The organism is Kitasatospora sp. NPDC001603 (genome assembly GCF_040298365.1).
Taxonomy (GTDB): domain Bacteria; phylum Actinomycetota; class Actinomycetes; order Streptomycetales; family Streptomycetaceae; genus Kitasatospora.
In genome coordinates, this window is record NZ_JBEPAA010000014.1 from 67,958 (window position 1) to 91,451 (window position 23,494).

24 protein-coding genes and 1 pseudogene are annotated in these 23,494 nt (G+C 74.8%); 11 read left to right on the forward strand and 14 right to left on the reverse strand.

Going from position 1 to position 23,494, the window contains the following annotated elements; genetic code table 11:
• Positions 1 to 66 precede the first annotated feature (66 nt).
• Together ABT263_RS12160 and ABT263_RS12165 are read right to left on the reverse strand one after the other, a co-directional pair.
• Positions 67 to 1,791 (reverse strand): nitrite/sulfite reductase, encoded by a 1,725-nt coding sequence (locus ABT263_RS12160; protein ID WP_352290315.1) that lies wholly within the window; start codon positions 1,789 to 1,791, stop codon positions 67 to 69.
• A gap of 198 nt (positions 1,792 to 1,989) precedes the next feature.
• Positions 1,990 to 2,073, reverse strand: coding sequence for a putative leader peptide (locus ABT263_RS12165; RefSeq protein ID WP_329492070.1), 84 nt, complete (start codon positions 2,071 to 2,073; stop codon positions 1,990 to 1,992).
• A gap of 177 nt (positions 2,074 to 2,250) precedes the next feature.
• Between ABT263_RS12165 and ABT263_RS12170 the strand changes: the two genes are divergently transcribed.
• The 3 genes from ABT263_RS12170 to ABT263_RS12180 all read left to right on the forward strand — a co-directional run bounded on the left by ABT263_RS12170 (position 2,251) and on the right by ABT263_RS12180 (position 5,634).
• The gene (locus tag ABT263_RS12170) at positions 2,251 to 3,537 is read left to right on the forward strand and encodes a YihY/virulence factor BrkB family protein (RefSeq protein WP_352290317.1); all 1,287 of its coding nucleotides are present in this window, start codon (positions 2,251 to 2,253) and stop codon (positions 3,535 to 3,537) included.
• 317 nt (positions 3,538 to 3,854) lie between these two features.
• Positions 3,855 to 4,976 (forward strand): ribosome small subunit-dependent GTPase A, encoded by a 1,122-nt coding sequence (gene rsgA, locus ABT263_RS12175; RefSeq protein WP_502885788.1) that lies wholly within the window; start codon positions 3,855 to 3,857, stop codon positions 4,974 to 4,976.
• A 76-nt stretch (positions 4,977 to 5,052) separates the two neighbouring features.
• The gene (locus ABT263_RS12180) at positions 5,053 to 5,634 is read left to right on the forward strand and encodes a YdeI/OmpD-associated family protein (protein WP_352290319.1); all 582 of its coding nucleotides are present in this window, start codon (positions 5,053 to 5,055) and stop codon (positions 5,632 to 5,634) included.
• A 69-nt stretch (positions 5,635 to 5,703) separates the two neighbouring features.
• Here the strand turns inward: ABT263_RS12180 and ABT263_RS12185 are convergent, their stop codons facing one another.
• Positions 5,704 to 6,114: an ASCH domain-containing protein gene (locus ABT263_RS12185; RefSeq protein ID WP_352290398.1), complete on the reverse strand. Its 411-nt coding sequence runs from the start codon at positions 6,112 to 6,114 to the stop codon at positions 5,704 to 5,706.
• 253 nt (positions 6,115 to 6,367) lie between these two features.
• On the opposite strand from ABT263_RS12185, the gene ABT263_RS12190 reads away from it, so the two are divergent.
• Both ABT263_RS12190 and ABT263_RS12195 read left to right on the forward strand, forming a co-directional pair.
• Positions 6,368 to 7,888 carry a DNA-3-methyladenine glycosylase 2 family protein gene (locus tag ABT263_RS12190; protein WP_502885789.1) on the forward strand — a complete coding sequence of 507 codons (1,521 nt, stop codon included), beginning with the start codon at positions 6,368 to 6,370 and terminating at the stop codon, positions 7,886 to 7,888.
• A complete protein-coding gene (locus ABT263_RS12195) occupies positions 7,885 to 8,394 on the forward strand; it encodes a methylated-DNA--[protein]-cysteine S-methyltransferase (RefSeq protein ID WP_352290322.1) in 510 nt (169 codons plus the stop codon). The genes ABT263_RS12190 and ABT263_RS12195 overlap by 4 nt, the downstream gene beginning before the upstream one ends.
• 69 nt (positions 8,395 to 8,463) lie before the next feature.
• On the opposite strand, the gene ABT263_RS12200 is transcribed toward ABT263_RS12195, so the two are convergent.
• A complete protein-coding gene (locus ABT263_RS12200; protein ID WP_352290324.1) occupies positions 8,464 to 9,816 on the reverse strand; it encodes an MFS transporter in 1,353 nt (450 codons plus the stop codon).
• 55 nt (positions 9,817 to 9,871) lie between these two features.
• Between ABT263_RS12200 and ABT263_RS12205 the strand changes: the two genes are divergently transcribed.
• On the forward strand, positions 9,872 to 10,648 hold the full coding sequence (locus ABT263_RS12205; protein ID WP_352290326.1) for an AraC family transcriptional regulator: 777 nt from the start codon (positions 9,872 to 9,874) through the stop codon (positions 10,646 to 10,648).
• Here ABT263_RS12205 and ABT263_RS12210 read toward each other — a convergent pair.
• Together ABT263_RS12210 and ABT263_RS12215 are read right to left on the reverse strand one after the other, a co-directional pair.
• Positions 10,645 to 11,178, reverse strand: coding sequence for a GNAT family N-acetyltransferase (locus ABT263_RS12210; RefSeq protein ID WP_352290328.1), 534 nt, complete (start codon positions 11,176 to 11,178; stop codon positions 10,645 to 10,647). The genes ABT263_RS12205 and ABT263_RS12210 overlap by 4 nt on opposite strands.
• A gap of 40 nt (positions 11,179 to 11,218) precedes the next feature.
• Complete coding sequence (locus ABT263_RS12215) at positions 11,219 to 11,773, reverse strand: MarR family winged helix-turn-helix transcriptional regulator (RefSeq protein WP_352290330.1); 555 nt, start codon at positions 11,771 to 11,773, stop codon at positions 11,219 to 11,221.
• Positions 11,774 to 12,098: 325 nt separating this feature from the next.
• On the opposite strand from ABT263_RS12215, the gene ABT263_RS12220 reads away from it, so the two are divergent.
• Complete coding sequence (locus ABT263_RS12220; protein ID WP_352290332.1) at positions 12,099 to 13,574, forward strand: MFS transporter; 1,476 nt, start codon at positions 12,099 to 12,101, stop codon at positions 13,572 to 13,574.
• A gap of 47 nt (positions 13,575 to 13,621) precedes the next feature.
• Here the strand turns inward: ABT263_RS12220 and ABT263_RS12225 are convergent, their stop codons facing one another.
• Positions 13,622 to 14,149: an SRPBCC family protein gene (locus ABT263_RS12225; protein ID WP_352290334.1), complete on the reverse strand. Its 528-nt coding sequence runs from the start codon at positions 14,147 to 14,149 to the stop codon at positions 13,622 to 13,624.
• A 74-nt stretch (positions 14,150 to 14,223) separates the two neighbouring features.
• The gene (locus tag ABT263_RS12230) at positions 14,224 to 15,258 is read right to left on the reverse strand and encodes a medium chain dehydrogenase/reductase family protein (RefSeq protein WP_352290336.1); all 1,035 of its coding nucleotides are present in this window, start codon (positions 15,256 to 15,258) and stop codon (positions 14,224 to 14,226) included.
• A gap of 310 nt (positions 15,259 to 15,568) precedes the next feature.
• On the opposite strand from ABT263_RS12230, the gene ABT263_RS12235 reads away from it, so the two are divergent.
• Both ABT263_RS12235 and ABT263_RS12240 read left to right on the forward strand, forming a co-directional pair.
• Positions 15,569 to 16,237, forward strand: a complete 669-nt coding sequence (locus ABT263_RS12235; RefSeq protein WP_352290338.1) for a TetR/AcrR family transcriptional regulator — start codon at positions 15,569 to 15,571, stop codon at positions 16,235 to 16,237.
• Positions 16,238 to 16,407: 170 nt separating this feature from the next.
• Positions 16,408 to 16,677, forward strand: a pseudogene (locus tag ABT263_RS12240) (transposase); the annotation flags it as partial.
• A 239-nt stretch (positions 16,678 to 16,916) separates the two neighbouring features.
• On the opposite strand, the gene ABT263_RS12245 reads toward ABT263_RS12240, so the two are convergent.
• Entirely contained in the window at positions 16,917 to 17,480 is a 564-nt protein-coding gene (locus ABT263_RS12245; protein WP_352290340.1) for an RICIN domain-containing protein, read from the reverse strand.
• Between the two features lie 243 nt (positions 17,481 to 17,723).
• Positions 17,724 to 18,245, reverse strand: a complete 522-nt coding sequence (locus ABT263_RS12250) for an RICIN domain-containing protein (protein WP_352290342.1) — start codon at positions 18,243 to 18,245, stop codon at positions 17,724 to 17,726.
• A gap of 107 nt (positions 18,246 to 18,352) precedes the next feature.
• Here ABT263_RS12250 and ABT263_RS12255 point away from each other — a divergent pair, with 107 nt between their 5' ends.
• Positions 18,353 to 18,484, forward strand: a complete 132-nt coding sequence (locus tag ABT263_RS12255) for a hypothetical protein (protein ID WP_352290344.1) — start codon at positions 18,353 to 18,355, stop codon at positions 18,482 to 18,484.
• Positions 18,485 to 18,773: 289 nt separating this feature from the next.
• On the opposite strand, the gene ABT263_RS12260 is transcribed toward ABT263_RS12255, so the two are convergent.
• The 3 genes from ABT263_RS12260 to ABT263_RS12270 all read right to left on the reverse strand — a co-directional run bounded on the left by ABT263_RS12260 (position 18,774) and on the right by ABT263_RS12270 (position 20,914).
• The gene (locus ABT263_RS12260; RefSeq protein WP_502885790.1) at positions 18,774 to 19,517 is read right to left on the reverse strand and encodes a DUF305 domain-containing protein; all 744 of its coding nucleotides are present in this window, start codon (positions 19,515 to 19,517) and stop codon (positions 18,774 to 18,776) included.
• Positions 19,514 to 20,179, reverse strand: a complete 666-nt coding sequence (locus ABT263_RS12265; protein WP_352290346.1) for a thioredoxin-like domain-containing protein — start codon at positions 20,177 to 20,179, stop codon at positions 19,514 to 19,516. Before ABT263_RS12265 ends, ABT263_RS12260 begins: the two co-directional genes overlap by 4 nt.
• Before the next feature lie 132 nt (positions 20,180 to 20,311).
• Positions 20,312 to 20,914: a hypothetical protein gene (locus ABT263_RS12270; RefSeq protein WP_352290348.1), complete on the reverse strand. Its 603-nt coding sequence runs from the start codon at positions 20,912 to 20,914 to the stop codon at positions 20,312 to 20,314.
• Positions 20,915 to 21,196: 282 nt separating this feature from the next.
• On the opposite strand from ABT263_RS12270, the gene ABT263_RS12275 reads away from it, so the two are divergent.
• Positions 21,197 to 22,804 (forward strand): PP2C family serine/threonine-protein phosphatase, encoded by a 1,608-nt coding sequence (locus tag ABT263_RS12275; RefSeq protein WP_352290350.1) that lies wholly within the window; start codon positions 21,197 to 21,199, stop codon positions 22,802 to 22,804.
• 19 nt (positions 22,805 to 22,823) lie between these two features.
• On the opposite strand, the gene ABT263_RS12280 is transcribed toward ABT263_RS12275, so the two are convergent.
• Positions 22,824 to 23,432, reverse strand: a complete 609-nt coding sequence (locus ABT263_RS12280) for a TetR/AcrR family transcriptional regulator (protein WP_352290352.1) — start codon at positions 23,430 to 23,432, stop codon at positions 22,824 to 22,826.
• Between the last annotated feature and the right edge of the window lie 62 nt (positions 23,433 to 23,494).

Sequence of the window (23,494 nt, forward strand, 5' to 3'; positions counted from 1 at the left end):
CTCGCTGCGCTCGGCGTCCGCTTCGCGAGACACGCCCCTGCCCCATGATTCGCTCGCTGCGCTCACTCATGACAGCTGCTCCTCGCTGGCGCGGGCGGCCCACTGGGCGAAGCGCTCGCCCTCGGCGCGGTCGGCCTGGTAGCGCGTCAGCACCCGCTCGACGTAGTCCGGCAGGCCGTCCTTGGTGACCTTGAGGCCGCGGACCTTGCGGCCGAAGCCGGCCTCCAGGCCGAGCGCGCCGCCCAGGTGCACCTGGTAGCCCTCGACCTGCCGGCCGTCGGTGTCGGTCACCAGCTGGCCCTTGAGGCCGATGTCGGCGACCTGGATGCGGGCGCAGGCGTTCGGGCAGCCGTTGATGTTGATGGTCAGCGGCTCCTCGAAGTCCGGCAGGCGCTTCTCCAGCTCGTCGATGAGCGTGCGGCCGCGCTCCTTGGTCTCGACGATGGCGAGCTTGCAGTACTCGATGCCGGTGCAGGCCATGGTGCCGCGGCGGAAGGGCGAGGGGGTGACCCGCAGGTCCAGCGCCTCCAGGCCGGCCACCAGCGACTCGACCCGGTCCTCGGCGATGTCGAGGACGAGCATCTTCTGCTCGGCGGTGGTGCGCAGCCGGTCGCTGCCGTGGGCGGCGGCGAGGTCGGCGATCCGCCCGAGCAGGGCGCCGTCGACCCGGCCGACCCGCGGCGCGAAGCCGACGTAGTAGTTGCCGTCCTTCTGCCGGTGCACGCCGACGTGGTCGCGCCAGCGGCCGGCGGGCTCCTTCGGCGCGGGGCCGTCCACCAGCTGGTACTTGAGGTACTCGTCCTCCAGGACCTGGCGGAACTTCTCCACGCCCCAGTCGGCGACCAGGAACTTCAGCCGGGCGCGGTTGCGCAGCCGGCGGTAGCCGTAGTCGCGGAAGATGCCGATGACGCCGCCGTAGACGTCCGCGACCTCGTCGAGCGGGACCCAGGCGCCCAGGCGGACGCCGAGCTTGGGGTTGGTGGAGAGGCCGCCGCCGACCCAGAGGTCGAAGCCGGGGCCGTGCTCGGGGTGCTCGACGCCGACGAAGGCGATGTCGTTGATCTCGTGCGCGACGTCCAGCAGCGGGGAGCCGGAGACGGCGGACTTGAACTTGCGCGGCAGGTTGGAGAAGTCCTTGTTGCCGATGAAGCGGCGCTGGATCTCCTCGATGGCGGAGGTGCCGTCGATGATCTCGTCCTCGGCGATGCCGGCCACCGGGGAGCCGAGGATGACGCGCGGGGTGTCGCCGCAGGCCTCGGTGGTGGACAGGCCGACGGCCTCCAACTTCTGCCAGATCGCGGGGACGTCCTCGATCCGGATCCAGTGGTACTGGACGTTCTGCCGGTCGGTCAGGTCGGCGGTGTTCCGGCCGTAGAGCTCGGAGACCTCGGCGATCGCCTTGAGCTGGGCGACGGTCAGCCGGCCGCCGTCGATGCGGACGCGGAGCATGAAGTACTCGGCGTCCAGCTCGTGCGGGTCCAGGATCGCGGTCTTGCCGCCGTCGATGCCTTCCTTGCGCTGGGTGTAGAGGCCCCACCAGCGCATCCGGCCGCGCAGGTCGGCGGGGTCGATCGAGTCGAAGCCGCGCTGCGAGTAGATCGTCTCAATACGTGTCCGCACATTGAGACCGTCGTCATCCTTCTTGAACTGCTCGTTGGCGTTCAGAGGAGTGAAGTGGCCCATGCCCCACTGGCCCTCACCGCGGTGGCGGGTCACCTTGCGAGGCGCGGCGGGGCGGCGTGCCTCGGCGCGATCGGCCGTCGGCTCGGCGGTCTCGGGGGTGGTGGCCATGGTGAAGTCCTTCGGGGCAGGTGGCTCTGACGCCGGATCGGTCGCTGGGCGTGCTCGGCCGGGCGCTGCTGCTGTGACCTGCGGGTTTCTCAAGGCCGGGAGAGCAGTGACCGTGGCCGGGCGGGCGCCTGCGCATCCGCGTCGGCGGGGATGGCGGGGTGGTGGCGCCGGGTGCGGTGGGTGGCGGCGGGGTGGGGCTCAGATCACCGGACAGATGGCGCTGGACACGCGAAGGAGATCGACGTGGAGTCGACCTACTAGGGTGGTTCCGGCGCTAGGCATGGCAAGAGATTCGCACGGAGCACGACGCGAGGTCCACTAACGTCCGAATGATGGACGCAAAGGTTTCGCATACCGAGATGCTGGGGCGTTCCCCCCGCTCCCCGGATCGGACCCCCGTCGAACGGCCCGCGACACGGGAGATCAGCGGACCTGCCCCGGCCCGATACCGTTAGCCCTGTGCAAGCAGCAGGCGAAACGACGAGACCGAACCCGGAGCGGCCCTCCCGTCGTCGGGGCAAGGGCTCCCGACGGGCGGCCAAGGCCACCTGGCGCACGACGGCCTGGGCGCTGGTCAGGGACACCACCAACACCTGCGTCGAGTACCGGGTCACCGGGCTCGCGGCGGAGGCGGCGTTCTTCACCCTGCTGTCCATCCCGCCGCTGCTGCTCTGCCTGGCCGGCACCCTCGGCTACCTGGACGACCTCCTCGGCGCGGGCACGATCGACAAGCTGAAGCAGGACATCCTCAAGGCCTCCGGGACGGTCCTCTCGGACTCGTCCATCCAGGACGTGGTGATCCCGCTGCTGGACGAGGTCTTCAAGCACACCCGCCCGGACCTGGTCTCGATCGGCTTCCTGCTCTCGCTCTGGTCCGGGTCCCGGGCGCTGTACATCTTCATCGACACCATCACCGTGATGTACGGGCTCGACGGGAAGCGCGGCATCGTCAAGACCCGGCTGATGTCGCTCGGCCTCTACCTCGGCGCCCTGGTGATCGGCTCCCTGGTCCTGCCGCTGCTGCTGGTCGGGCCCGGGCTGGTGCAGAACACCGTCCAGGACCTCGCGACCGTGGTCAACGCGCTCTACTGGCCGGTCGCGATCCTGTTGCTGATCGTCTTCCTGACCACCCTGTACCACCTGGCCGTACCCGTCTCGACGCCCTGGCGGGAGGACATCCCGGGCGCGCTGGTCGCGCTGGTGGTGCTGGTCTTCTGCAGCGTCGGACTGCGGCTGTACCTGGTCAGCTCGGTCGAGGGCCCCTCGGTGTACGGCTCGCTGGCCGCGCCGGTGGCCGTGCTGCTCTGGATCTTCGTGGTCGCGCTCGCGGTGCTGATCGGCGCCGCGATGAACGCCGCCATAGACCGCCGCTGGCCGACCCTGGAGACCGCCGACGCCCGCGCCGAGAACGAGCGCGCGCAGGAGGAGGCCGCCGCCGCCGTGGTCCGCGAGGTGGCCGCCCGGCGCGCCGCCGAGCGCGCCCGGCGGGCGCGCGAGCTCGGCCTCGCCGAGGGGGCCGAGGAGGAGCACGCCGAGGAGGGGGAGGACGTCGACGTGCCCTCCGAGTACCCCGAGCGCTGGGCCGACGTGCTCGCCGCCGACAACGTCCGGGCCCGGCTCACCAGCCGGAGCGGTCCGCACCACCGGCCGACCCCGCCGCCGCCGGACAGCGACCGGCCGACCGCGCCGCCGCCCGAGCGCACGCTGCCCAGCCACCCGCCGCGGCCGCCGTGGGACCAGCGCTGACGCGCCGCGGCGCCGGGCGCTCGGCGCGGCGCCGGCCGGCGGCGACCGGATCGTCGGCGACCGGATCGGCGCAGGTGAAAAACCGGTTGGCAGCTCCGGAGACGGCCGCTACGGTGTGACCAGTTCGGTTTGAGGGGACCGCTGTACCGGTCCACGGAGAAGAGACGAGGTGAGCCTTGTGACCGTCTTTGCCGTCACGGCTGCCCTGGGCAGCGCTCGCACCCACCACCTCTCCCTCCCGGCCGCCGGCTGACGCCGCCTTCGCGCGCGCAGCCGTAGCCCGGCGGGATCACTCTCCTCCCGAAGGGCCCACTGCGTTGTTCAACGCTGCCTCCGTTTCGTCCCTCCTCTCCTCCGATTCCGACTCCTGCGATGTCCCGCTGACCGACTACGGCTGGACGGCCGAGTCCGCGGAGCTCTTCGCCCCGCTCGCCGAGGCCGGGCTGACACCCGCCCGGATCGTCCGGGTGGACCGCGGCCAGTGCGACGTCGTCCTGGCCGACCCGTCGACCGGCGAGCCGCGCACCGTCCGGGCCGACACCCGGTCGGTCGGCGACGTCGACATGATCAACTGCCCCTGCACCGGCGACTGGGCGGCCGTGGACCTCGCGGCCCAGCCGATGCCGGCCGTCGCGGCGCTGCTGCCGCGCTCCACCGCGATCATCCGCAAGGTGGCCGGCAAGCGTTCGGACGGCCAGGTGCTGGCGGCCAACGTCGACACCGTCCTGATCGCCGCCTCGCTCGCCGCCGAGCCCGACCTGGGCCGGATCGAGCGCTTCCTGGCCCTGGCCTGGGAGTCCGGCGCCGATCCGGTGGTCGTCCTCACCAAGGCCGACCTGGTGGACGACGCCGACTTCATCCGGGCCGACGTCGAGGCCATCGCCCCCGGCGTCACGGTGCTGGTGGTCAGCGCCGAGACCGGCGAGGGGGTGGACGTGCTGCGCGCCTGCACGCCCGGCACCACCGCCGTGATCGGCCAGTCCGGCGTCGGCAAGTCCACGCTCACCAACGTGCTGGCCGGTGCCGAGGTGATGACCGTTCAGCAGGCCCGCGCGGTCGACCAGAAGGGCCGTCACACCACGACCACCCGTGAGCTGATCCCGCTGCCCGGCGGCGGCGTGCTGATCGACACGCCCGGCCTGCGCGAGGTCGGCCTCTACGGCGGCGAGGGCGTGGCGATGGCCTTCTCCGACATCGAGGAGCTGGCCGAGGGCTGCCGCTTCCACGACTGCGGCCACCACACCGAGCCCGGTTGCGCGGTGCGGGCCGCGCTGGAGGACGGCACGCTCCCGCAGCGGCGGATGGACAGCTACCTCAAGCTCCAGCGCGAGAGCGAGTGGATCGCCTCCCGTTCGGACGCCCGGCTGGCCTCGGCCCGGCTGAAGAAGTGGAAGACCATCACCAAGTCGGTGCGCGCCCGGGGCGTCGTCAAGCGGTGACGGCGGACCGGCGGGACGGCGGGCGCGCTACGGCGGCCCGTCGCCCCGCCGGGCGCGCGCCGCTACGCTCGACCGCGTGGACGAGATCGACGGGGTGGAGGTCCTCGCCTTCGCGGACGCCCGGGCCTTCGAGGACTGGCTGGCCGCCAACCACCCGCGCCACGAAGGCGTGTGGATCAGGATGGCCAGGCGGAAGTCCGGCATCGCGTCGGTCACCGACGACGAACTGGTCGACATCGGGCTCTGCTACGGCTGGATCTCCGGGCAGCGCCGCGCGCTCGACGAGCGGTACTACCTGCAGAAGTACGTACCGCGCCGGCCCAGGAGCCTCTGGTCGCAGGTGAACGTCGACCGGGTGGCGGTCCTGACGGCCGAGGGCCGGATGCGCGAGCCCGGGCTCGCCGAGGTGCGCCGCGCCCAGGCGGACGGCCGGTGGGCGGCGGCCTACGCCTCGCAGCGGGCCGCGACGGTGCCGCCGGAGCTGGCGGCGGCGCTGGAGGCGGACCCGCGGGCCCGGCGGGCGTTCGAGGCGCTCGACCGGACGGCGCGCTACCGGCTCGTGCTCCCGCTGCTCCAGGCGCTCACCCCGCGGGCCCGGCGGGACAGGCTCGACCGGGCCGTGCGGCGGCTGACGGGCGACGGCGGCCCGGCGGCGTAGCGGGCGGCGGGCGGTGTGCGGGGCGAGGCGGCCCCGAGCGGCCGGCGTCGACGGCCGGTCGGAGCTCCGTCAGCGCAGGAGGTCGGCCACCACGCGGAACCGCTCCAGCACCACGGGAGTGGAGTCGTCGACGGTGAAGCCGGGATCGCCCAGCGCCGCCCGCAGCTCCTCGCTGTGCCAGTAGTCCTCGTGGCCCGCACGCCACGCGGCCACCGTGGTGAAGCCCTCGCCCTCGTCCACGGCGTGCCGCAGGTCGACCTCCGCGAGCGGGACGACCCGGACGTCCGTGGTCTCGGTCACCGCCACCGCCCGGCCGTCCGAGTCGATCACCGCCGAGCGGACGCCCACCCTCGGCAGCGGTTCGCGCTCGTGCTCGTACTCGGCGAGCAGGCTGGTGGTGCTGGTCTTGGCGCCGCTGACGACGGCCGCGACCAGCCGGTCGCGCAGCGGCCCGGGGAAGGCGAACTGCTCCACCCGCAACGCGGTGACCCGGGGGTCGTCCGGGCCGGTGTACGGCTGCTCGGTCACGGGAGGCTCCTTGTCGCGGGGAGAAAAGGGTCAGTCGGTCGGGCGGATCGGGTGCCCGGCCCGGCCAGGGTAGCCGCGGGCCCGGCCGCCCGGCTCGTGGTTTTCCCGGCGCGGGCGAGCGGCCGGAAAGCCGCTCCGGCGGACCCGCACGCCCATGTCCGATTCCCGCCAGTCCCACCCCGCCGAGTGCCGCAGACTGGACAGCGTGATTGACGACGACATCCGGTACCGAGCCGTGGACAGCAGGGACTCCCGCTTCGACGGCGTCTTCTTCACGGCCGTCACCTCGACCGGCATCTACTGCCGGCCGAGCTGCCCCGCCGTGACCCCCAAGCGCGTCAACTGCACCTTCTACCCCAGCGCCGCCGCCGCCCAGGGCGCGGGCTTCCGCGCCTGCCGGCGCTGCCGCCCCGACGCGGTGCCCGGCTCGCCCGAGTGGAACCACCGCGCCGACCTGGTCGGCCGGGCGATGCGGCTGATCGGCGACGGCATCGTGGACCGGGAGGGCGTCGCCGGTCTGGCCCACCGCCTCGGCTACAGCTCCCGCCAGCTCCAGCGCCAGCTCACCGCCGAACTCGGCGCCGGGCCGATCGCGCTGGCCCGCGCCCGGCGCGCCCAGACCGCCCGGCTGCTGCTGCAGACCACCGAGCTGCCGGTCACCGAGATCGCCTTCGCGGCCGGGTTCGCCTCCGTCCGGCAGTTCAACGACACCGTCCGCGAGGTCTACGACCGCACCCCCAGCGGGCTGCGCGCCGAGGTCGCGGCGGGGCGGCGCACCGCGACCCCGGCCGGCGGGCTCACCCTACGGCTGGCCTACCGGGGCGCGCTGGACAGCGACCACCTGATCGGCTTCCTGGCCCTGCGCGCCGTGCCCGGGGTGGAGGAGGTGGTCCCCGGCCCGCGCCCGGGCCTGCGCACCTACCGCCGCACCCTCACGCTTCCGTACGGCCACGGCATCGCCGAGGTGGACGGGCTGGCGGCCGACGAACCCCGGACCCGCGGCTGGCTGGACTGCCGCCTCTTCCTGACCGACCTGCGGGACCTGCCGACCGCCGTCCAGCGGCTGCGGATCCTGTTCGACCTGGACGCCGACCCGGACGCGGTGGACGGCCGGCTCGGCACCGACCCGGTGCTCGGCGCGCTGGTCCGCGCCCGCCCCGGGCTGCGCTCGCCCGGTCACGTCGACCCGCACGAGCTGGCGGTCCGCGCCGTCCTCGGCCAGCAGATCACCGTCGGCGCGGCCCGCACCCTGGCCGGGCGGCTCGCCGAGAAGTACGGCGCCGTCCTGCCGGAGCCGAACGGCGGGCTGCGGCTGCTCTTCCCGACCGCGGCCGCCCTGGCGGTGGCCGACCCCGAGGACTTCGCGATGCCGGCCGCCCGCCGCCGGGCGCTCACCGGTCTCTGCGCGGCGCTGGCCGAGGGCGTCGTCCGGCTGGACGGCGGCGTCGACCGGGAGGAGGCGGCGGCGCAGCTGCTCGCCCTCCCCGGCATCGGCCCCTGGACCGTCGGCTACCTGCGGATGCGGGCCCTCGCCGACCCGGACGTCTTCCTGCCGAGCGACGTCGGCGTGCGCCACGGCCTCGTCCGGCTCGGCGCCCCCGGCGACCCGAGATCCGCCGACCGCGCCGCCGAGGCCTGGGCCCCCTGGCGCTCCTACGCCGTCCACCGGCTCTGGGCGGGCGCCGCGAGTGACCTCAGCACTGGAACGGAGAACACCCGAGCATGAGCACCACCGTCTTCACCTTCATGGAGAGCCCGTTCGGCCGGCTGCTGCTCAGCGGCGTCCTGCCGACGGACGGCGGACCGGCCGCGCTGGCCACCGTCACCGCCCCCGGCCAGAAGTACGCGCTCGCCGAGCCCGCCGACCACTGGGTCCACGACCCGGACGCGCTGGTCGAGCCGGTCGCCCAGCTCACCGCCTACTTCGCCGGTGAGCGCACCGCCTTCGACCTCCCGCTGGCCCCGGTCGGGACCGACTTCCGCCGCAGCGTCTGGGCGGCGCTGGACGACATCCCGTACGGCGAGACGGTCACCTACGGCCGGCTCGCCGAGCTGGCCGGTGCCTCGCCGAACGCGGTCCGCGCGGTGGGCGGCGCCGTGGGGGCCAACCCGCTGCTGATCGTCCGGCCCTGCCACCGCGTGATCGGGGCCAGCGGCTCCCTCACCGGCTTCGCCGCCGGGGTGGACCGCAAGCGCTGGCTGCTGGAGCTGGAGGGCGGCACGCTGTTCTGAGCCCGGCGGGGACCGCGCCCGGCGTGGTCCCCGCCGGGCCCGGTCCGTCAGGAGGGCCGCTCCGGCCCGTCAGGAGGACGCCAGGACGTGGCGGTCACGGCTCGCGCCGAAGGCCGCGACGGTCTGGGCGACGAGCACGGCGAGCAGCACGGCGACCCGCAGCGACCATCCCCCGCTCGCGGAGTGCAGCAGGCCGAGACCGAGCGGGCCGAGGCAGGCGATGAGGTAGCCGATCCCCTGGGCCATGGTCGAGAGCCGGCCGGTGTGGTGCGCGTCGGGCGAGCGGGCGACGATGTAGCCGAGGGCGAGACCGACGGCGAGGCCCTGGCCCAGCCCGAGCGCGGTCATCCAGAGGTAGGCGCCCGACACGGGGGACGTGAGCAGGCCGACGAAGCCGGTGGCGCACAGCAGGGACGCCGCCAGGGGCGGGACGAAGGCCGGGCGCAGACGGTGCTGCAGCCAGGGGGCCGCGAAGGACGCGGCCATCCCGGGGAAGCTGGAGAAGGAGAGCATCCAGCCGGCCTCGCTGTCGCTCATGCCGTGGTCCCGCAGGAGCGTCGGCAGCCAGGAGAGGATCGCGTAGTAGCCGAGGGACTGCAGACCCATGTACAGGGTCACCGCCCAGGCGGTCCGGTCGCGCCACAGCGACCCGGGTGCGGCGGTACCGGCTCCTCCCCGCTGCACCGGCTCCGGTCGCCGGCGGCTCGCGGAACGCCGGTCCGGCACGAGCAGTTCGGGAAGCCAGGCGAGAGCGGCCAGGAGGGCGGGGACCGCCCACAGCGCGAGCACCGGCCGCCAGCCCCAGCCGGTGGCCGACGCCAGCGGGACGACCAGGCCCGCGGCGAGCGCGGCTCCGCCGGACAGGGCCAGGGAGTAGCAGCCGAGCATCAGCCCGGCGCGGCCGGCGAAGTCGTGCTTGATGAGCTGCGGCATGAGGACGTTGCCGACCGCGATCGCCACCCCGGCGATCAGGGTCCCGCCGAACAGGGCGGGCACTCCCGGGACGGAGCGCAGCACGATGCCGCCGGCCAGCGCGAGCAGCGCGTACCAGAGCAGGTGGTGGGGGCCGAAGCGGCGGGTGAGCCGGGGCGCGAGGAACGCGAACGCCCCGAAGCAGACGACCGGCACCGTCGAGAGGGCTCCGGCGCCGAACGACGAGAGGTGTTCGTCGTGCTCGACCTCCGCGAGGACGGGGGACAGGGACGCGACGGCGATGCGCAGGTTCAGCGCGGCCAGGCTGAACGCGAGAGCGGCTTGTACGGCGCGTGCTCCGGCCGGTCCGGGGAGGGACGGCTGCCGGGACGCCGACGGATGGGCCGCTGGGGCCTGATGGGTCGCTGGGGCCTGATGGGCTGCTGGGGCCTGATGGGTCGCTGGGGCCTGATGGGCCGCCGGGGCCTGATGGGTCACTGGGCTGGTCATGCCGTCCACTCTCGGGCGGGGCCGGGGTGGCGGGCCACCGATAGGATGCCAAGTTATGAGGGAAACCCGCCATCTCGATCCCGCGGAACGCGGCCGCATCGCCCTGGCGCACGGGCAGCGGCTGCCCGTCCATGCCCACGACCGCGGTCACCTGGTCTATCCGGCCACCGGCGTGCTGTCCGTGACCACCGTCGGGGGCACGTGGATCGCCCCGCCGACCCGGGTGGCGTGGACTCCCGCGGCCTTCGAGCACCACCACACCGCGCACGGCAACGCGGACATGCGGATTCTGTTCCTGGTCGACGCGCTCGCCGCCCGGCTGCCCGCGCGCCCGGCCGTGCTCAGCGTCTCCGGGCTCGCCCGCGAAGCCCTGCTCGCCCTCACGGCCGAGGGGGCTGCCGCCGGCGGGCGGGCGCCGGAGGCGGTCGACCGGCTGCACGCCGTCGTCGTCGACGAGCTCGCCCTGGCGCCCGAGCAGCCGCTGCACCTGCCCGAGCCGGCCGACGACCGGCTCCGGGCGCTGACCGGCATCCTCTACGCCGACCCGGCCAACCAGCAGACGCTCGCCGAGCTCGGGGCGCGGGTCGGGGCGAGTGAGCGCACGCTCAGCCGGCTCTTCGGGCAGGAGCTGCGGATGAGTTTCCACCAGTGGCGCACTCAGCTCCGCGTCCACCACGCGCTCACCCGGCTCGCCGCGGGGAAGTCCGTCACCGAGACCGCTCTCGCCTGCGGCTGGGCCAATCCGACGACCTTCATCGAGGCTTTCGCCGCTCTCGTCGGCGAGACCCCCGGCCGTTACCGCACCCGTCAACTCCCCGGCGGGCGGGGCTAGGCGGGGTCCGCGCGGAGGTCCACCCGCCAGTCGTTGCTGCGCATGGGGCGCCCGGGCGGGAACTCGAAGGCGGTCTCGCCGAGGAGGGTGAAGCCGGCCTTGCGGCAGACGGCGTTCGAGGCGGGGTCGGCCACGCCGGGGAAGGCGTGCAGATGGGGGCGGCGGGCCTCGCGGCGGGCCGCGGCGACGGCGGCCCTGGTGGCGGCCACCGCGATGCCCCGGCCCTGGTGGGCGGGCAGGACGTTCCAGCCCATCTCGTGGACGGTCGCGCCCTGCCACGTCCGGGTGCCGTAGCCGACGGTGCCGACCGGCTCGCCGCCGGGGAGCAGCACGATGCGGTACATGCAGCCGACGCCGGAGGGGACGAAGCCGAGGTAGCGGCGGTGCCGGTGGAGGAGTTGCCGCTCCGTCTCCGGGCCGCCAAGGTGCCGCTTCATCTCCGGGGTGTTGACCTGGCGGAGCAGCGCCGGATCGGCGTCCGTCCAGGGCTCGATCCGTATCCGTGCGGCGGCCGCCCGAGGGCTCTCCATCCACGGACGGTAGCCGCCGCCGGGCCCGCTCGTCACCCGACTATTCGGGCCCGGTCCGCTGCTCGGGCGCACCCGGGTCGGCCAGCGCGCGGGCGAGCCGGTCGAGGGCGGGGAGCGCCTGCATGACGGCCTCGCGGTCGGCCGCGGTCAGGGTGGCGAGGGCGGTGGCGATGCGGCGCTCGTGGGCGTGCCGCCAGTCGTCCAGCTGGCGCAGACCCGCCGGGGTGAGCGCGATCCGGGCGGTGCGGCGGTCGCCGGGATCGGCCTGGCGGTCGACGAAGCCGGCCTCCAGCAGCTTGCCGACCAGGCCGCTGACGGTGTTCGGGGCCAGCCGCTGGCGGGCGGCGAGTTCGCCGACCCGCAGCGGCGCGGCGGCGAGCGTCTGGAGGAGTTCGACCTGCGCCATCGGCAGGGACTCCCACGGGTACTCGGTGCGGATGCTGCTGCGCAGGGCGCGGCGCAGCCGGGTGACCACGTCGGTCAGCCGCCGGGCGCGTTCGATCGCCGGAGCGGGGAGCTCCGCCGGGACCCCGCGGGCGGCCTGGGTGTCGGCAGGCGCGGCGGCGGGGTCGGGAACGGGGGGTGACGACGGCATGGCGGACAGCGTAGCGCCTGGTGGCGGCCGCGCCGTCGGCCCGATCACCTGCCGAGAAGGGGTCGATCGCCCACCTCCGGCTGCCCGCCGACCGGCCACCCCCGGCCGCCCGCCGGCCGCCCACCCCCGGCCGCCCGCCGACCGGCCGCCCGCCGACCGGCCACCCCCGGCCGCCCGCCGACCGGCCACCCCCGGCCGCCCGCCCCCGACCGCCCGCCGGAGGCTGCGGCCTCCGGTCGCGTACCGTCTCGACACCGGGCCGACGCCCATCGGCGACCGAACAGCTCGTAGAAGGAACATATCTGCGTCCGATATATTTCGCCGTATGAACGCCACCGCCCTCGCCACCAGGCTGCTCGCCGAGCGCCCCCGGCCGCGCGGCATCGCCGGGTGGCGGCACGCCCACTGGCTGGCCGTCGGCACCGTCTGCCTCGGGGCGTTCCTCGGCCAGCTCACCGCCGGCATCACCGCCCTGGTGCTGCCCGCGCTCGGCGGGCACTTCCGGGCCGGCTTCGCCGCGGTGGAATGGGTCGCGCTGGCCTATCTGCTGGTGCTGGTGGCCCTGCTGGCCCCGGTCGGCCGGCTCTCCGACCTGGTCGGGCGCAAGACGATGTACCTCGGCGGCTTCGCCGTCTTCGCCCTGGCCTCGCTCGGCACGGGGTTCGCCGGCGGCCTCTGGATCCTGGTGGCCTGCCGGGCCGTGCAGGCGGTCGGCGGCGCGATGATGCAGGCCAACAGCGTCGCCCTGGTGGCTCGCGGCGTCCCCGGCCACGCGATGCGCCGGGCGCTGGGCATCCAGGCGGCCGCCCAGGGCCTCGGCCTGGCGCTCGGGCCCAGCCTCGGCGGGCTGCTGGTCGAACACGCCTCCTGGCGCTGGGTGTTCTGGATCAATGTGCCGATCGGAATGTTCGGCATCCTGGCGGGCTGGTTCCTGCTGCCCCGCACCCGCGCCCGGGCGTGGGTCCCCGGTGTCGCCGACGGCGACGGGGGTGGGGGCGGGGGCGTTACCGGGGGCGGCCGGTTCGACCTGTCCGGGCTGCTGCTGCTCACCGGAGCCAGCACCGCGCTGCTGCTCGCCCTCTCCACCGCGTCCGGCCTGCCCCTGCCCGGGTGGGCCGCGGCGGCCCTGCTGCTCGCCTCGGCGCTGCTCACCCTCGGCCTGGTCCGCCAGGAGCGGCGGGCCGCCCGGCCGATCCTGGCGCCGGGGCTGGTCAACACCCCGGGCGTGCGGCCCGGGCTGGCCGTCGCGCTGATCGGCTATCTGCTGCTGTTCTGCCCGCTGGTGCTCGGCCCGGTGCTGCTCGCCGGGGCGGGCGTCCCGGTGGTCCGGGCCGGTCTGGTGATCACCCTGCTCCCGGCCGCCTTCGCGCTCGCCGCGACCGTCGGCGGCGCGCTGCTGCCGCGGGGCTGGTCGGACGTCGACCGCTGCCGGTTGGGCGCCGCCGTCGCGGGCGCCGGGCTGCTGCTGCTCGCGCTGCTGCCGGTGGGGGCGGCGACGCCGGCGGGCCCGCTGCTGGTCGCCGGGTACGGGCTGGGGCTGCTGCTGCCGGCCAACAACGCGCTGGTGATGCGGGCGATCCCGCCGCAGTGCTCGGCGGTCGGCGGCGGCATGGTCAACATGGCCCGCAGCCTGGGGACGGCGCTCGGCACCGCGCTGCCCGTCCTCGGTGTCCATCTGGCGGGCGCGGCGTCCGGCGGGCGGACGGTCCTGCTCGCGCTCGCCGCCGTGGCCGTCCTCGCGGTGGCGCTGGTCCGCCCGGCCGGGCGGACGCCGGGGCGGTCGGAGCCGGGCGGGGCCTGACCGGTGGCGCCGCGGAGGGCCACCGGGGCGCCGGCCCCGGTGGCCCGTCACCCCTCGGCCCGGGCCTTGAGGTGGTGCAGCCAGGCGTCCAGCGAGGCGTCCAGCGCCGCCTGGAGTTCCGGCCGGGCGGCCTCCACCGGTGCCCCGGCCCAGGACTCCTCGGTGTGGACGCGCACGCCGTCCCGGACCGGGGTGAAGGTCCAGACGTGCACGGCGGTGATCCCCTGGGCCGGGCCGCCCCAGACGATCCGGTGCGGCGGGCGCACCTCCCGGACGGTGGAGGTGATGTCGCTCAGGCCGTGCACCGACCAGCGGAACACCGAGCCGGTGCGCAGCGGGCCGGGAGTCAGCCACTCGGTGCGGGTGACGTCGGGCTGCCAGGTCGGCCAGGCCCCGATGTCCGTCTGGATCCGCCAGATCCGTTCCAGCGGCGCGTGGATGACGATGTCGTCGCGGGTGATCACCGGGGCCCGGTGATCGATCCGGACGGCGGGCTGCTGCCCGCCGCCTCCGCAGAGCCCGGTGACGACGGCGACGGGCAGGGCGGCGGCCCTGGCGGCGAGGGTGGTGAACACGGTGGGTCTCCTGGTCTGGTGGCCTGAGGGGGATGCCTGGGGGGATGCCTGGGGGCGATCGGGCGGGGCCGTGCCTACGGGACGAGGACGACCTTCCCGGCGACGGTGCCGGACTCCGCCAGGCGCATCGCCTCGGCGGCGCGTGCCAGCGGCAGCTCGGCGGCGATCCGGGCCGTGATCTCGCCCCGGTGCAGGGCCGCGAACACCTGGGAGAGGTCGGCGCGCAGGCGGGCCCGGAACCGGTTCGGGGTGAACGCGCGGCTGGCCCAGACGTTGTAGAAGTAGGCGTGGCGCCCGTTGGGCAGCAGGTTCCACAGCCACACCCGGCCGAGCAGCGCGAGCACGGGCAGCTGCTTCGAGCCCTCGGCGTCGCGGGTGGCGGCGCTGCCGTAGGAGACGAGCGTGCCGCCGGGGGCGAGCAGCCGCCAGGAGTCGGTGATGCCGCGGCCGCCGACGTGGTCGAACACGGCGTCCACGCCGCCCGGGGCCAGCTCCCGGACCCGGGCGGGGACGTCCTCGCGGCGGTAGTCCACGGGCGTGACGCCGAGGGCCCGCAGGGCGTCGTGGTGGCGGCCCGAGGCGGTGCCGATCACCCGGGCGCCGGCGCCGAGCGCCAGCTGGACCAGCACCGAGCCGACCCCGCCGTTGGCGCCGTGGACCAGGACGGTCTGACCGGCCCGCACCCGGGCCTTGCGGTGCAGCATCTGCCAGGCGGTCAGGCCGTTGACGACCGCGGTCTCGGCCTCCGCCGCGCCGACGCCGTCCGGCACCTCGACGAGGTCCGCGGCGTCCAGCGCGACGTGGCTCGCCCAGCCGCCGGTCTTGGTCATGGCGGCGACCCGACGGCCGACCAGCTCGGGCCCGACGCCGGGGCCGGCCGCCAGGACCGTACCGACCAGGTCGTACCCGGGGACGAAGGGGAACGCCGGCTGGTCGTAGTAGCGGCCGCGCCGCATCTGCTGCTCGGCGAACGAGACCCCGGTGGCCTCCACCCCGACCAGGACCTGACCGGCGGCGGGCACCGGGAGCGGCAGCCCCGAACGGATCTCCAGGCCCTCCGGCTCGACCTTGCCCGGCAGGACGACCTCGACGTACTCGGTGGCAACCATGGTGATCTCCTCTTTGTTTGATGCTCTCGCTTCCGTTAGAAGCTATAACTAGAATGAATGCCGCCGAGGGTCGTGTCAAGCGAGCGAATCCATCGATCGTGAGCGCCTCTGCCGTGAGTGATACCGTCTAACCCATGCTGCGGTCCCCGTATCCGGCGGGCGGCCGGGGCGGCCGGGGCGGGCGAGCGGGCAGGACGGCAGGGGCCGGCGGCCGGGTACGGCGACGGACCGATCCCGGGGCGGACCGACCCCGAGGCGGACCGATCCACGGACGGGCGGATCCCGGGGCGAGCGGAAGAAGGAGACGGACATGGCCGACAAGGCGCCGACCCCACGCGAGCGGTACCGGCAGCAGGTCCGCGCGGAGGTCAAGGAGCGGGCCTGGGAGCAGATCGCCGGGGTGGGCGCGTCCGCGCTCTCACTGAACGCGATCGCCAAGCAGATGGGCCTGAGCGGACCCGCGCTGTACCGGTACTTCGCCAACCGCGACGAGCTGATCACGGAACTCGTCCGGGACGCCTACCGCAGCCTCGCCGACGCCCTGCTGGCCACCGGCTCCGCCGGGGGCACCCACCCGGCGGACCTGCTGGAGCTGACCCGGACCCTGCGCCGCTGGGCGCTGGCCGACCCGCACCGCTACTTCCTCGTCTACGGCACCCCGGTCCCGGGCTACCACGCTCCCGAGGACACCACCGTGATCGCATCGGAGATCATGTCGACCCTGCTCGACGCCTGTGTCGCCGCCGGTCCGGGGCCGGAGCCGGCGGGGCCGGCCGCCGCGCTCGACGCCCACCTGGAGCACCACCGCCCCTGGGCCGCCGGACACCCCGGCGCCCGCCCGGCCGAGCTGCGCCGCGCGCTCGCCTTCTGGACCCGCCTGCACGGCACGCTCTCGCTGGAACTGGCGGGCCACTTCACCGGGATGGACCTCGACCCGGAGCTGCTCTACGCCGCCGAGGTGGCCTCCCTCACCTCGTGACGCCCGCCCACCGGGCGGCCCCGTCCGATGGGAGAGACGGCCGGGGCGGGCCGTCCGATGGGAGAGACGGCCGGGGCTGAGAGGGTGTTCGATAGGGGATTCCCCCCAGCTGTCCGGCTTTGATTCTTGGGGCGCGGACTCGGTCCCAGGATCTCGTGGCGGCCGGGTCCGTGTCCGCGACATTGATCAATTGTGACGGAACGACGCAGGTATCCCTCGGGCCTGAAGGACGATCAGGGGAGCTCATCGAGCCGATGCCGGTGGAGTGGCGACGCAGCCGCGCTGAAGGGCGTGAGCCCACGACCGGGCTGCGTGAGGTGGTGAACGCGATTCCCTACGTCGCACGGACCGGGATCGCCTGGCGGTGCCTGCCGCACGACTTCCTGCCCCACGCCACCGTCCACGGGTACTTCAAGGAGTGGGAACGCGAGGGCACCACCGAGCTGATCCACGACTCACGAAACGGGCGGAGTCCCCGGCCCCGGGCGGGGACGGCGACCGCCGCCCCGGTGGCGAGGGCGACAGCGGCGGCGGGGCCGAGGCGGGTGGTCGTGGCGTTCCTCCTGGTGATGGGGCACGAGGTGGGCGGCGCAGGGTGCGTGTGGCAGGCGGGCGGCAGGAGGGGCGGGGTGGGTCCGGGGTGGGGAGTCCGCCGACTCCCCACCCCGGACGTTCAGGATCAGCGCGCGGCGGTCGCGGGCGGGGTGAGGAGCAGGCGCTGGTTGCGCACCCCGGTCGAGTACCACTGGATCACCGGGGCGCCGTCGGCGAAGTCCCCGCCGTTGACGTCCAGGACGAGGTCGCTGTGGAAGTTGACGACGGCCATGCTCCGGTCGCTGACGCCCAGGCCCCCGTTGCCGACGTCGACGGCCCCCCAGCGCTGGTTGTTGCCGCCGGTGCAGGTCCACTGGCCGATCGGGGCGGCCGGGGTGGTGCTCCAGCCGGGGACCTCCAGGCACTTGCCGCTGTGCACGTTGACGGCGTAGCCGTCGGTGAAGCGCCACTTCTGGTTGTCACCGCCGGTGCACGTCCACTGGCGGACGGGGGCGCCGTCGTCGGTGCGCCAGTCGGCCACCTCCAGGCACTTGTCGCTGAAGGTGGCCCGGATCTCGACGTCGCCGGTGCTGTTGACGGGCCGGTAGGCGGTCGTGGCCGAGGCGGGTGCGGCGATGCCGACCGTGCCTGCCGCGCCGAGGAGAAGGGCTGCGGCGGCGGAGCCGAGGTGTCGCTTGAGGCTGTTCATGAGTCCCCCTGGGACGGAGCTGTGCAGACGATCGGGCAGGACGGACCGCCCCGGTCCGGCCGGCGGCCGGTTGCGCGGATCGGGCGCCGGGTGGCCGGATGCGTCATGTGACTGGACGTGCGTCGTTCGAGAAGGTTGTGCGTCGCTCCGGTGGTGCCGGCCGCCGGCGGACCGGCGGGTGCGCGACAGACGCAAGGCCCGGCCGAAGGCGCCCTTCGGCCGGGGCTCCGGTGGTGTTCCGGATCAGGAGGCCACGTAGTGCCAGCCCTGGTTCGTGCCGCCGGTGCGGGCCCACTGGATCACCGCGGCGCCGTCGGCCGTGCTGGCACCGGACACGTCGAGCAGCAGCCCGCTGTTCAGGTTGGGGAACCGGCGGGCGGAGTCGTTGGTGCCGTCGGACTCCTCGAACCACCACTGGTTGTCGCCGCCGTGGCAGGTCCACTGGACGGCCTGGGTGCCCCACGCGGTGCTTCCGCCGGGGATGTCGAGGCACTTGCCGGTGAGGACGTTGACCAGCAGGCCCCGGTCCCAGGTCCACTTCTGGTTGGCCCCGCCGTGGCAGCTCCACTGGATCACCGCGGCGCCGTCGGCGGTGGACCCGCCGGAGACGTCCAGGCACTTACCGCTGGCCGCGTTGACGAGCTGGAACACGCTCGGGGTGTCGGCCTGGGCCGGGGCGGCGGGCGCGGCCACGGCGAGCCCCGCGGTCGCGGCGAGCACCGCGGCGGCGGAGGCGATGCGTCTGGTGTCGATGGCTCTGATCATTGGTCCCCCCGTGGATCGGTGGCGTGCTCCCTGCACGGCCGCGCGTATTGGATCACACCGCGGGGACGGTCGGGAAGCGTGTTTCACCCTGTCAGGACCGAGGTGGAGTGCGGGCGGCCGGAGCCGGCCGGCACGGCGGCACGTTCGGCGCGGCGCAGTGCGCCCGCGCCCAGGACCAGCGCGAAGGCGAGCGCGGTGACCAGGGAGCCACCAGCATCGGCTCGATGAGCTTCCCCTGATCGTCCTTCAGGTCCGAGGGATACCAGCGTCGTTTCGTCACACTGATCAACATCGCGGACACGGACCCGGCCGCCACGAGATCCTGGAACCGAGTCCGCGCGCCAAGAATCAAAGCCGGACAGTTGGGGGAATCCCCTATCGAACACCCTCTGGGAGGGCCGAGGCTGAGAGGGCCGAGGCTGAGACGGCCAGGGTTGAGACGGCCGGGGTTGAGACGGCCGGGGATGAGACGGCCGGGGGCGGTGGACGGAATTCGTCCACCGCCCCCGGCCGGGTGCTGCGGGTCGATCAGGACGCGGGCACACCAGGGGTGGCGCCGCGCTCGGTGAGCATGTCGGTGATCAGCTGGATCTCCGAGGTCTGCCCGACCACCATCGACTGGGCGAGCCGCTTCTCGGTCTCGTTCTTCGCCAGGTCGACGTAGCCCTGGGCCATCTCCACCCCGCCCTTGTGGTGCTCCAGCATCAGCTGCAGGTAGAGCACCTCGGCGTCCCGCCCGCTGAGCGAGCCCAGCTTGGCGAGCTGGGTGTTGGTGGCCATGCCGGGCATCAGCGAACCGTCGTGCGCCGCGTAGTCGTGGCCCATCTTCATCCAGGCCATCGGCTTGGCCGCCGCGTGCTGCGGGAGCCCCCACTGGTCGAGCCAGCCCATCATCATCCCGCGCTGGTTCGCCTGGGTGTTGATGATGTCGAAGGCGAGGGTGCGCACCGACGCGTCGCCGGTCCGGTCCCGGACGATGAACGACAGGTCCACGGCCTGCTGGTGGTGGGTCGCCATGTCACGGGCGAACCCGGCCTCGGGCGAGTCGTCCGCCGGGGCCGCGATCGAGGACGAGCCGGACGCCGACGTCCCGCTCGCCACCAGCGCGGGGACCCCGAGCGCGAGGGCGAGCGCGGCGGCCAGCGCCGCCGGCCACCAGAGCCGCTTGCGGCCGGGCCGGGGCGCCGCGTCCGGGGTGTCGTCCAGGGCGTCGCCGTGGCCGGTGTCCCGGCCGTCGTCGTGCGCCCCGGACACCGCCGCGTCGGCGGTCACATCGCCCCCATGGTGCAGGACGCGCCCGGCTCCTGGGTCTGCTTGCCCTGCACGTACTTGGTGAAGAACTCGCCCACCCGCGGGTCACTGGCGCTGTCCACGACCAGCTGGGTGCTCCAGGCGCTGAGGGTGATGGTGCCCTTCTCGTCCGGGTACGGGCTCATCAGCGAGTACGGGGTGGCCTTGACCTTGTCGGAGAGGGTCTTGATGTCGTCCGGCGTGGCCTTGCCGTTGTAGGTCACCCAGACCGCGCCGTGCTCCAGCGAGTGGACGGCGCGCTCGTTCTCGACCGGCTGGTCGTAGACGTGGCCCATGCAGTCCAGCCAGATCGCGTTGTGGTCGCCGCCGACCGGCGGGGTCTGCGGGTAGGTGACCTTCTCCTTGACGTGGTTGCGGCTCAGGTCGCCGAAGGTCTGGACGCCGTCGATCGGCGCCGCGGCCGCGGTCTCCTTGGCCTTCTTGTCGTTGTTGGCGTCGACCACGATCCAGGTGCCGGTGGCGATCGCGGCGATCACCAGGGTCCCGGCGACCACCGAGGCGATGATCTTGTTGCGACGGTCGCGGCGCTGCTCGGCGGCGCGCAGCTCGGCTATCCGGGCACGACGGTCGAGACCGGCCTGCTTGCCGCTCGGCTTGTTGGACTGCTTCGAGGCGGAACCCATGAGGTGTCCTTGTCCCCGCCGCGCGCTTCGGGCACGGCGGTCAGATGAGAGGGCGGAGGGGCGGATCCGTCAGTGCCGCCCCGGCCGCCGTCCGTTCGGACGGGCGGGGGGAGGGCCGGCGGTGGGTTCCGCTCAGGACCGGTGAACTTGGAGCTCGTGCAGGTCGGGTGCCGGGCGCGGACCGTTCGGGAGCCCGCGCGGAAGCATCCGGGGCCGGGCCCCGGGAGTCTCCGGGCGGGGCGTCAGGGCGGGCTGCTGCTGGGGCGGCGGATTGGGCAGCTGGGCGTCCTGGGCGCAGTACGGGTGACCGGAGCAGCCGTTGTCGCGGTGCGGCGGCTCGCCGTCGGCGGAGCACCACGTCCGGTGCCGCTTCTGCTCGGCGAGCCGGTCGGCGAGCGTGCCGGCCGGACCGGTGCGCGGGGCTCCGGCCTGCCGGGACGCGTGCTCCGCCGCCGGCGTCCGCGGTGCTTCGGCGGTCGACGGTGTCCCGGGGGTCGGAGGTGTCCCGGCGGTCCGCGGCGTCCCCGTCGTCGGGGCGGCCGCGAGGGCCGGGCCGGCGACGCCGTCCGGAACGGACGCGGGGGCGGACCGGTCCACCGAGACCGCCTGGGCCTGGCCCGCGCACGGGAGCGCCGCCAGCAGCCCGACCAGCAGGAGGAACCACAGGGCGCCCACCGGGCGGCCCGCGAACGCGGTCCTCCCCGGTCGGAGCGATCTGGGGGCCGACGCGGTCATGCGCACATTTAATCAGCCGAACGGGTGAAGCGATGCCCCTCCTCGGCCCCCATTTTCGGCCCCCGAACCTCCTGAATACCCCGGAAACGCCCTGCTCGGGGCAGTTCCGGCAAGCGCGGACGGAACGGAAACGAAACATGGGGCGAACCCGGTCATCGGGATCATCCGATCAGTGTGCGGTTGTCGCCGAAACCCGGACACCGTCGTTGCACTCGGAGACAATGACGTCGAGTCCGGCCCCGCCGGGGGCGGCGCGACCACGGACCGATCAGGAGCCGCCAGATGAGCAAAAAGGGTGCACCCGCACAGCAGCCCCGACCGGACGACGGTTGGTGGGAAACGGTCTACGAAGGGCCGGCGGGCACCCTCCCCGACACTCCGGACGCGGTACCGGGGGAGGGCAGCGTCGACGACTGGTTCGACACGGCGGCCGGGCTGATCGGCCAGCAGCGGACGGGCGGGCCGGAGGGCGGGGCGAAGCCCGCGGTGGCGCCCGGGGTGGCGGAACCGGAGGCGTCGGCGGCCGAGGCGTCGACGCCCGAGGCGTCGGAGCGGGCCGTGCCGGAGCCCGGGCCGCTGGAGCGGGACAGCATCGACGACTGGTTCGACACCGCGGTCGGGGTGATCGGGCAGCAGCGCGGGCCGGAGGAGACGCACCGGTTCCCGGCCCCGGCCTGGGCGCCCGCGCCCGAGGCGGAGGCGGTGGAGGGGCCCGAGCCGGAGCCGGAGCCGGAGCCGGGTCCGGAGGCGGTGGAGGGGCTCGTTCTCCGGAAGGACCCGGAGCCGAACCCCGTGGTAGAGCCTGAGCCCGAGCCGGCGGCTGCCGGTCCTGAGCCCGAGCCCGAGCCCGAACCCGCCCCTGCGCCCGAGGCCCCCTCTGTGTCCGACCCCGTCGCCCCGGCTGCGGCGGTGGCCGTCGCCCGCCCCGCGGCCCGGTCGGTGCTCGCCGACGCCGGGCCCGCCGTCCCGCACGTCGGCGAGCGCCCGCCCACGTACGGGCCCGAGCCGACCGCCGTACCGGAGGCCGACCCGGGCTCGCTCGGCGCCGTGGTGCCGGACACCGTGCTGGAGGGGGCCCAGTACGCCACCGCCACCGTGCGCGCCGTCTCGGTCCGCGGCGACTCCGCCCGCTACCGCGGCGAGCCCCGCCGGGACGCGCTGCTGGTGACCAGGTTCGGCGAGGGCACGGACGGCCTGCTGCTCGCGGTGCTCGGCGGCTTCGACCGCACGGGCGCGGGCTCCGCCGAGGCGCTTGCCGACATCGCCGACGTCGCCCCGGAGGCGGTCGCGACGGCCTCCGCCGAGGCGTGCCGCCAGCTCGCCGCGGCGATCGGCCGCAGCCGGGCCGGCCTCGCCGCCGACCTGCGCGACGGCGCGCGGGACCGCCTCCGCTACGGCCTCCAAAGGCTCGCGACGGCCGCCGCCGCCCCGCTGCGCGGCCTGGCCCCCCGGGCAGCCGGCGAGGACCCGGTCTTCCCGGCCTCGCTGCACTGCCTGCTGCTCTCGCTCGACCCGGCGGCCTCCTACCGGGCGGCCTTCGGGGTCGGCCCGGGCGGGCTCTACCTGCTGCGCTCCGGTCACTGGATCGACGCCTACGCGGCCCGGCTGCTGCACCACCCGGACGGTCAGCCCCCGCTGCCGGACGGTCCGGCGCCGGACCCCCGCCCGTTCCGGTTCCGGATGGTCCCGGCCACTCCGGGCGACATCCTGCTGCTCTGCACCCCGGGTCTGGCCCGGCCGATCGCCGACGAGCCGGCCGTCGCGCACTTCCTCGCCGCCCACTGGGCACACCCCCACCCGCCGGGCACCGTGGACTTCCTGCGCCAGGTCCAGGTCCGTGCCAAGGGGTACGCCGACGACCGCACGGCGGCCGCGATCTGGACGGAGTGACGCTGCCGGAGTCCCTCCGTCAGGCGGGCGCCAGCAGGGTCCGGCAGGCCGACTCCGCGAGGTGAAGGGCCCTCGCGCGGAGCGCGCCGGGCAGGCCGAGCGCGAGCGGTACGGCGAGTCCGTCCAGCAGCGCGCGGATCTGGGCGGCCCGCTCGGTGGTCGCTCCGGCCGCCGCGGCGAAGGAACCGGAGGCGGCGCCCTCGTCGAGCAGGGCGACCAGGTCGGCGTCCCAGGGGGCCTCGATCTCCAACTGCCCCTGCCGCAGCTCCTCGCTGGCGGGGGAGCGCCCCCACACCTCCACCCAGAGGATCCAGCGCGGATCGCCCGCGCCCTCGGGCAGGTAGAGCCGGGTGTAGTCGCCCAGCCGCTCCCAGACATCGCGGTCGCCGTCGGCCAGCGCGGTGCGGCGGCGGGCCCCGAGCTGGTCCTCGCTCCAGCGCAGCGTCTCCAGCAGCAGCTGGTCCTTGCTGCCGAAGTAGTAGAGCAGGTGACCGGCGCTCATCTGCAACTGCTTGCCGAGGCCGGCCATGGTCAGCTTGGCGAGCCCGTGTTCGGCGATGGCGGCCCGCGCGGTGGCGAAGACCTCCTCGCGGGGCCGCGCCGGCCGGCGCGGGCGGGCGTCCGCCATGTGCTGCTCTCCTCTGTGCCGCTGCGACCGCGCCGCAGCGGCACCCACGATACCGGCGGCCC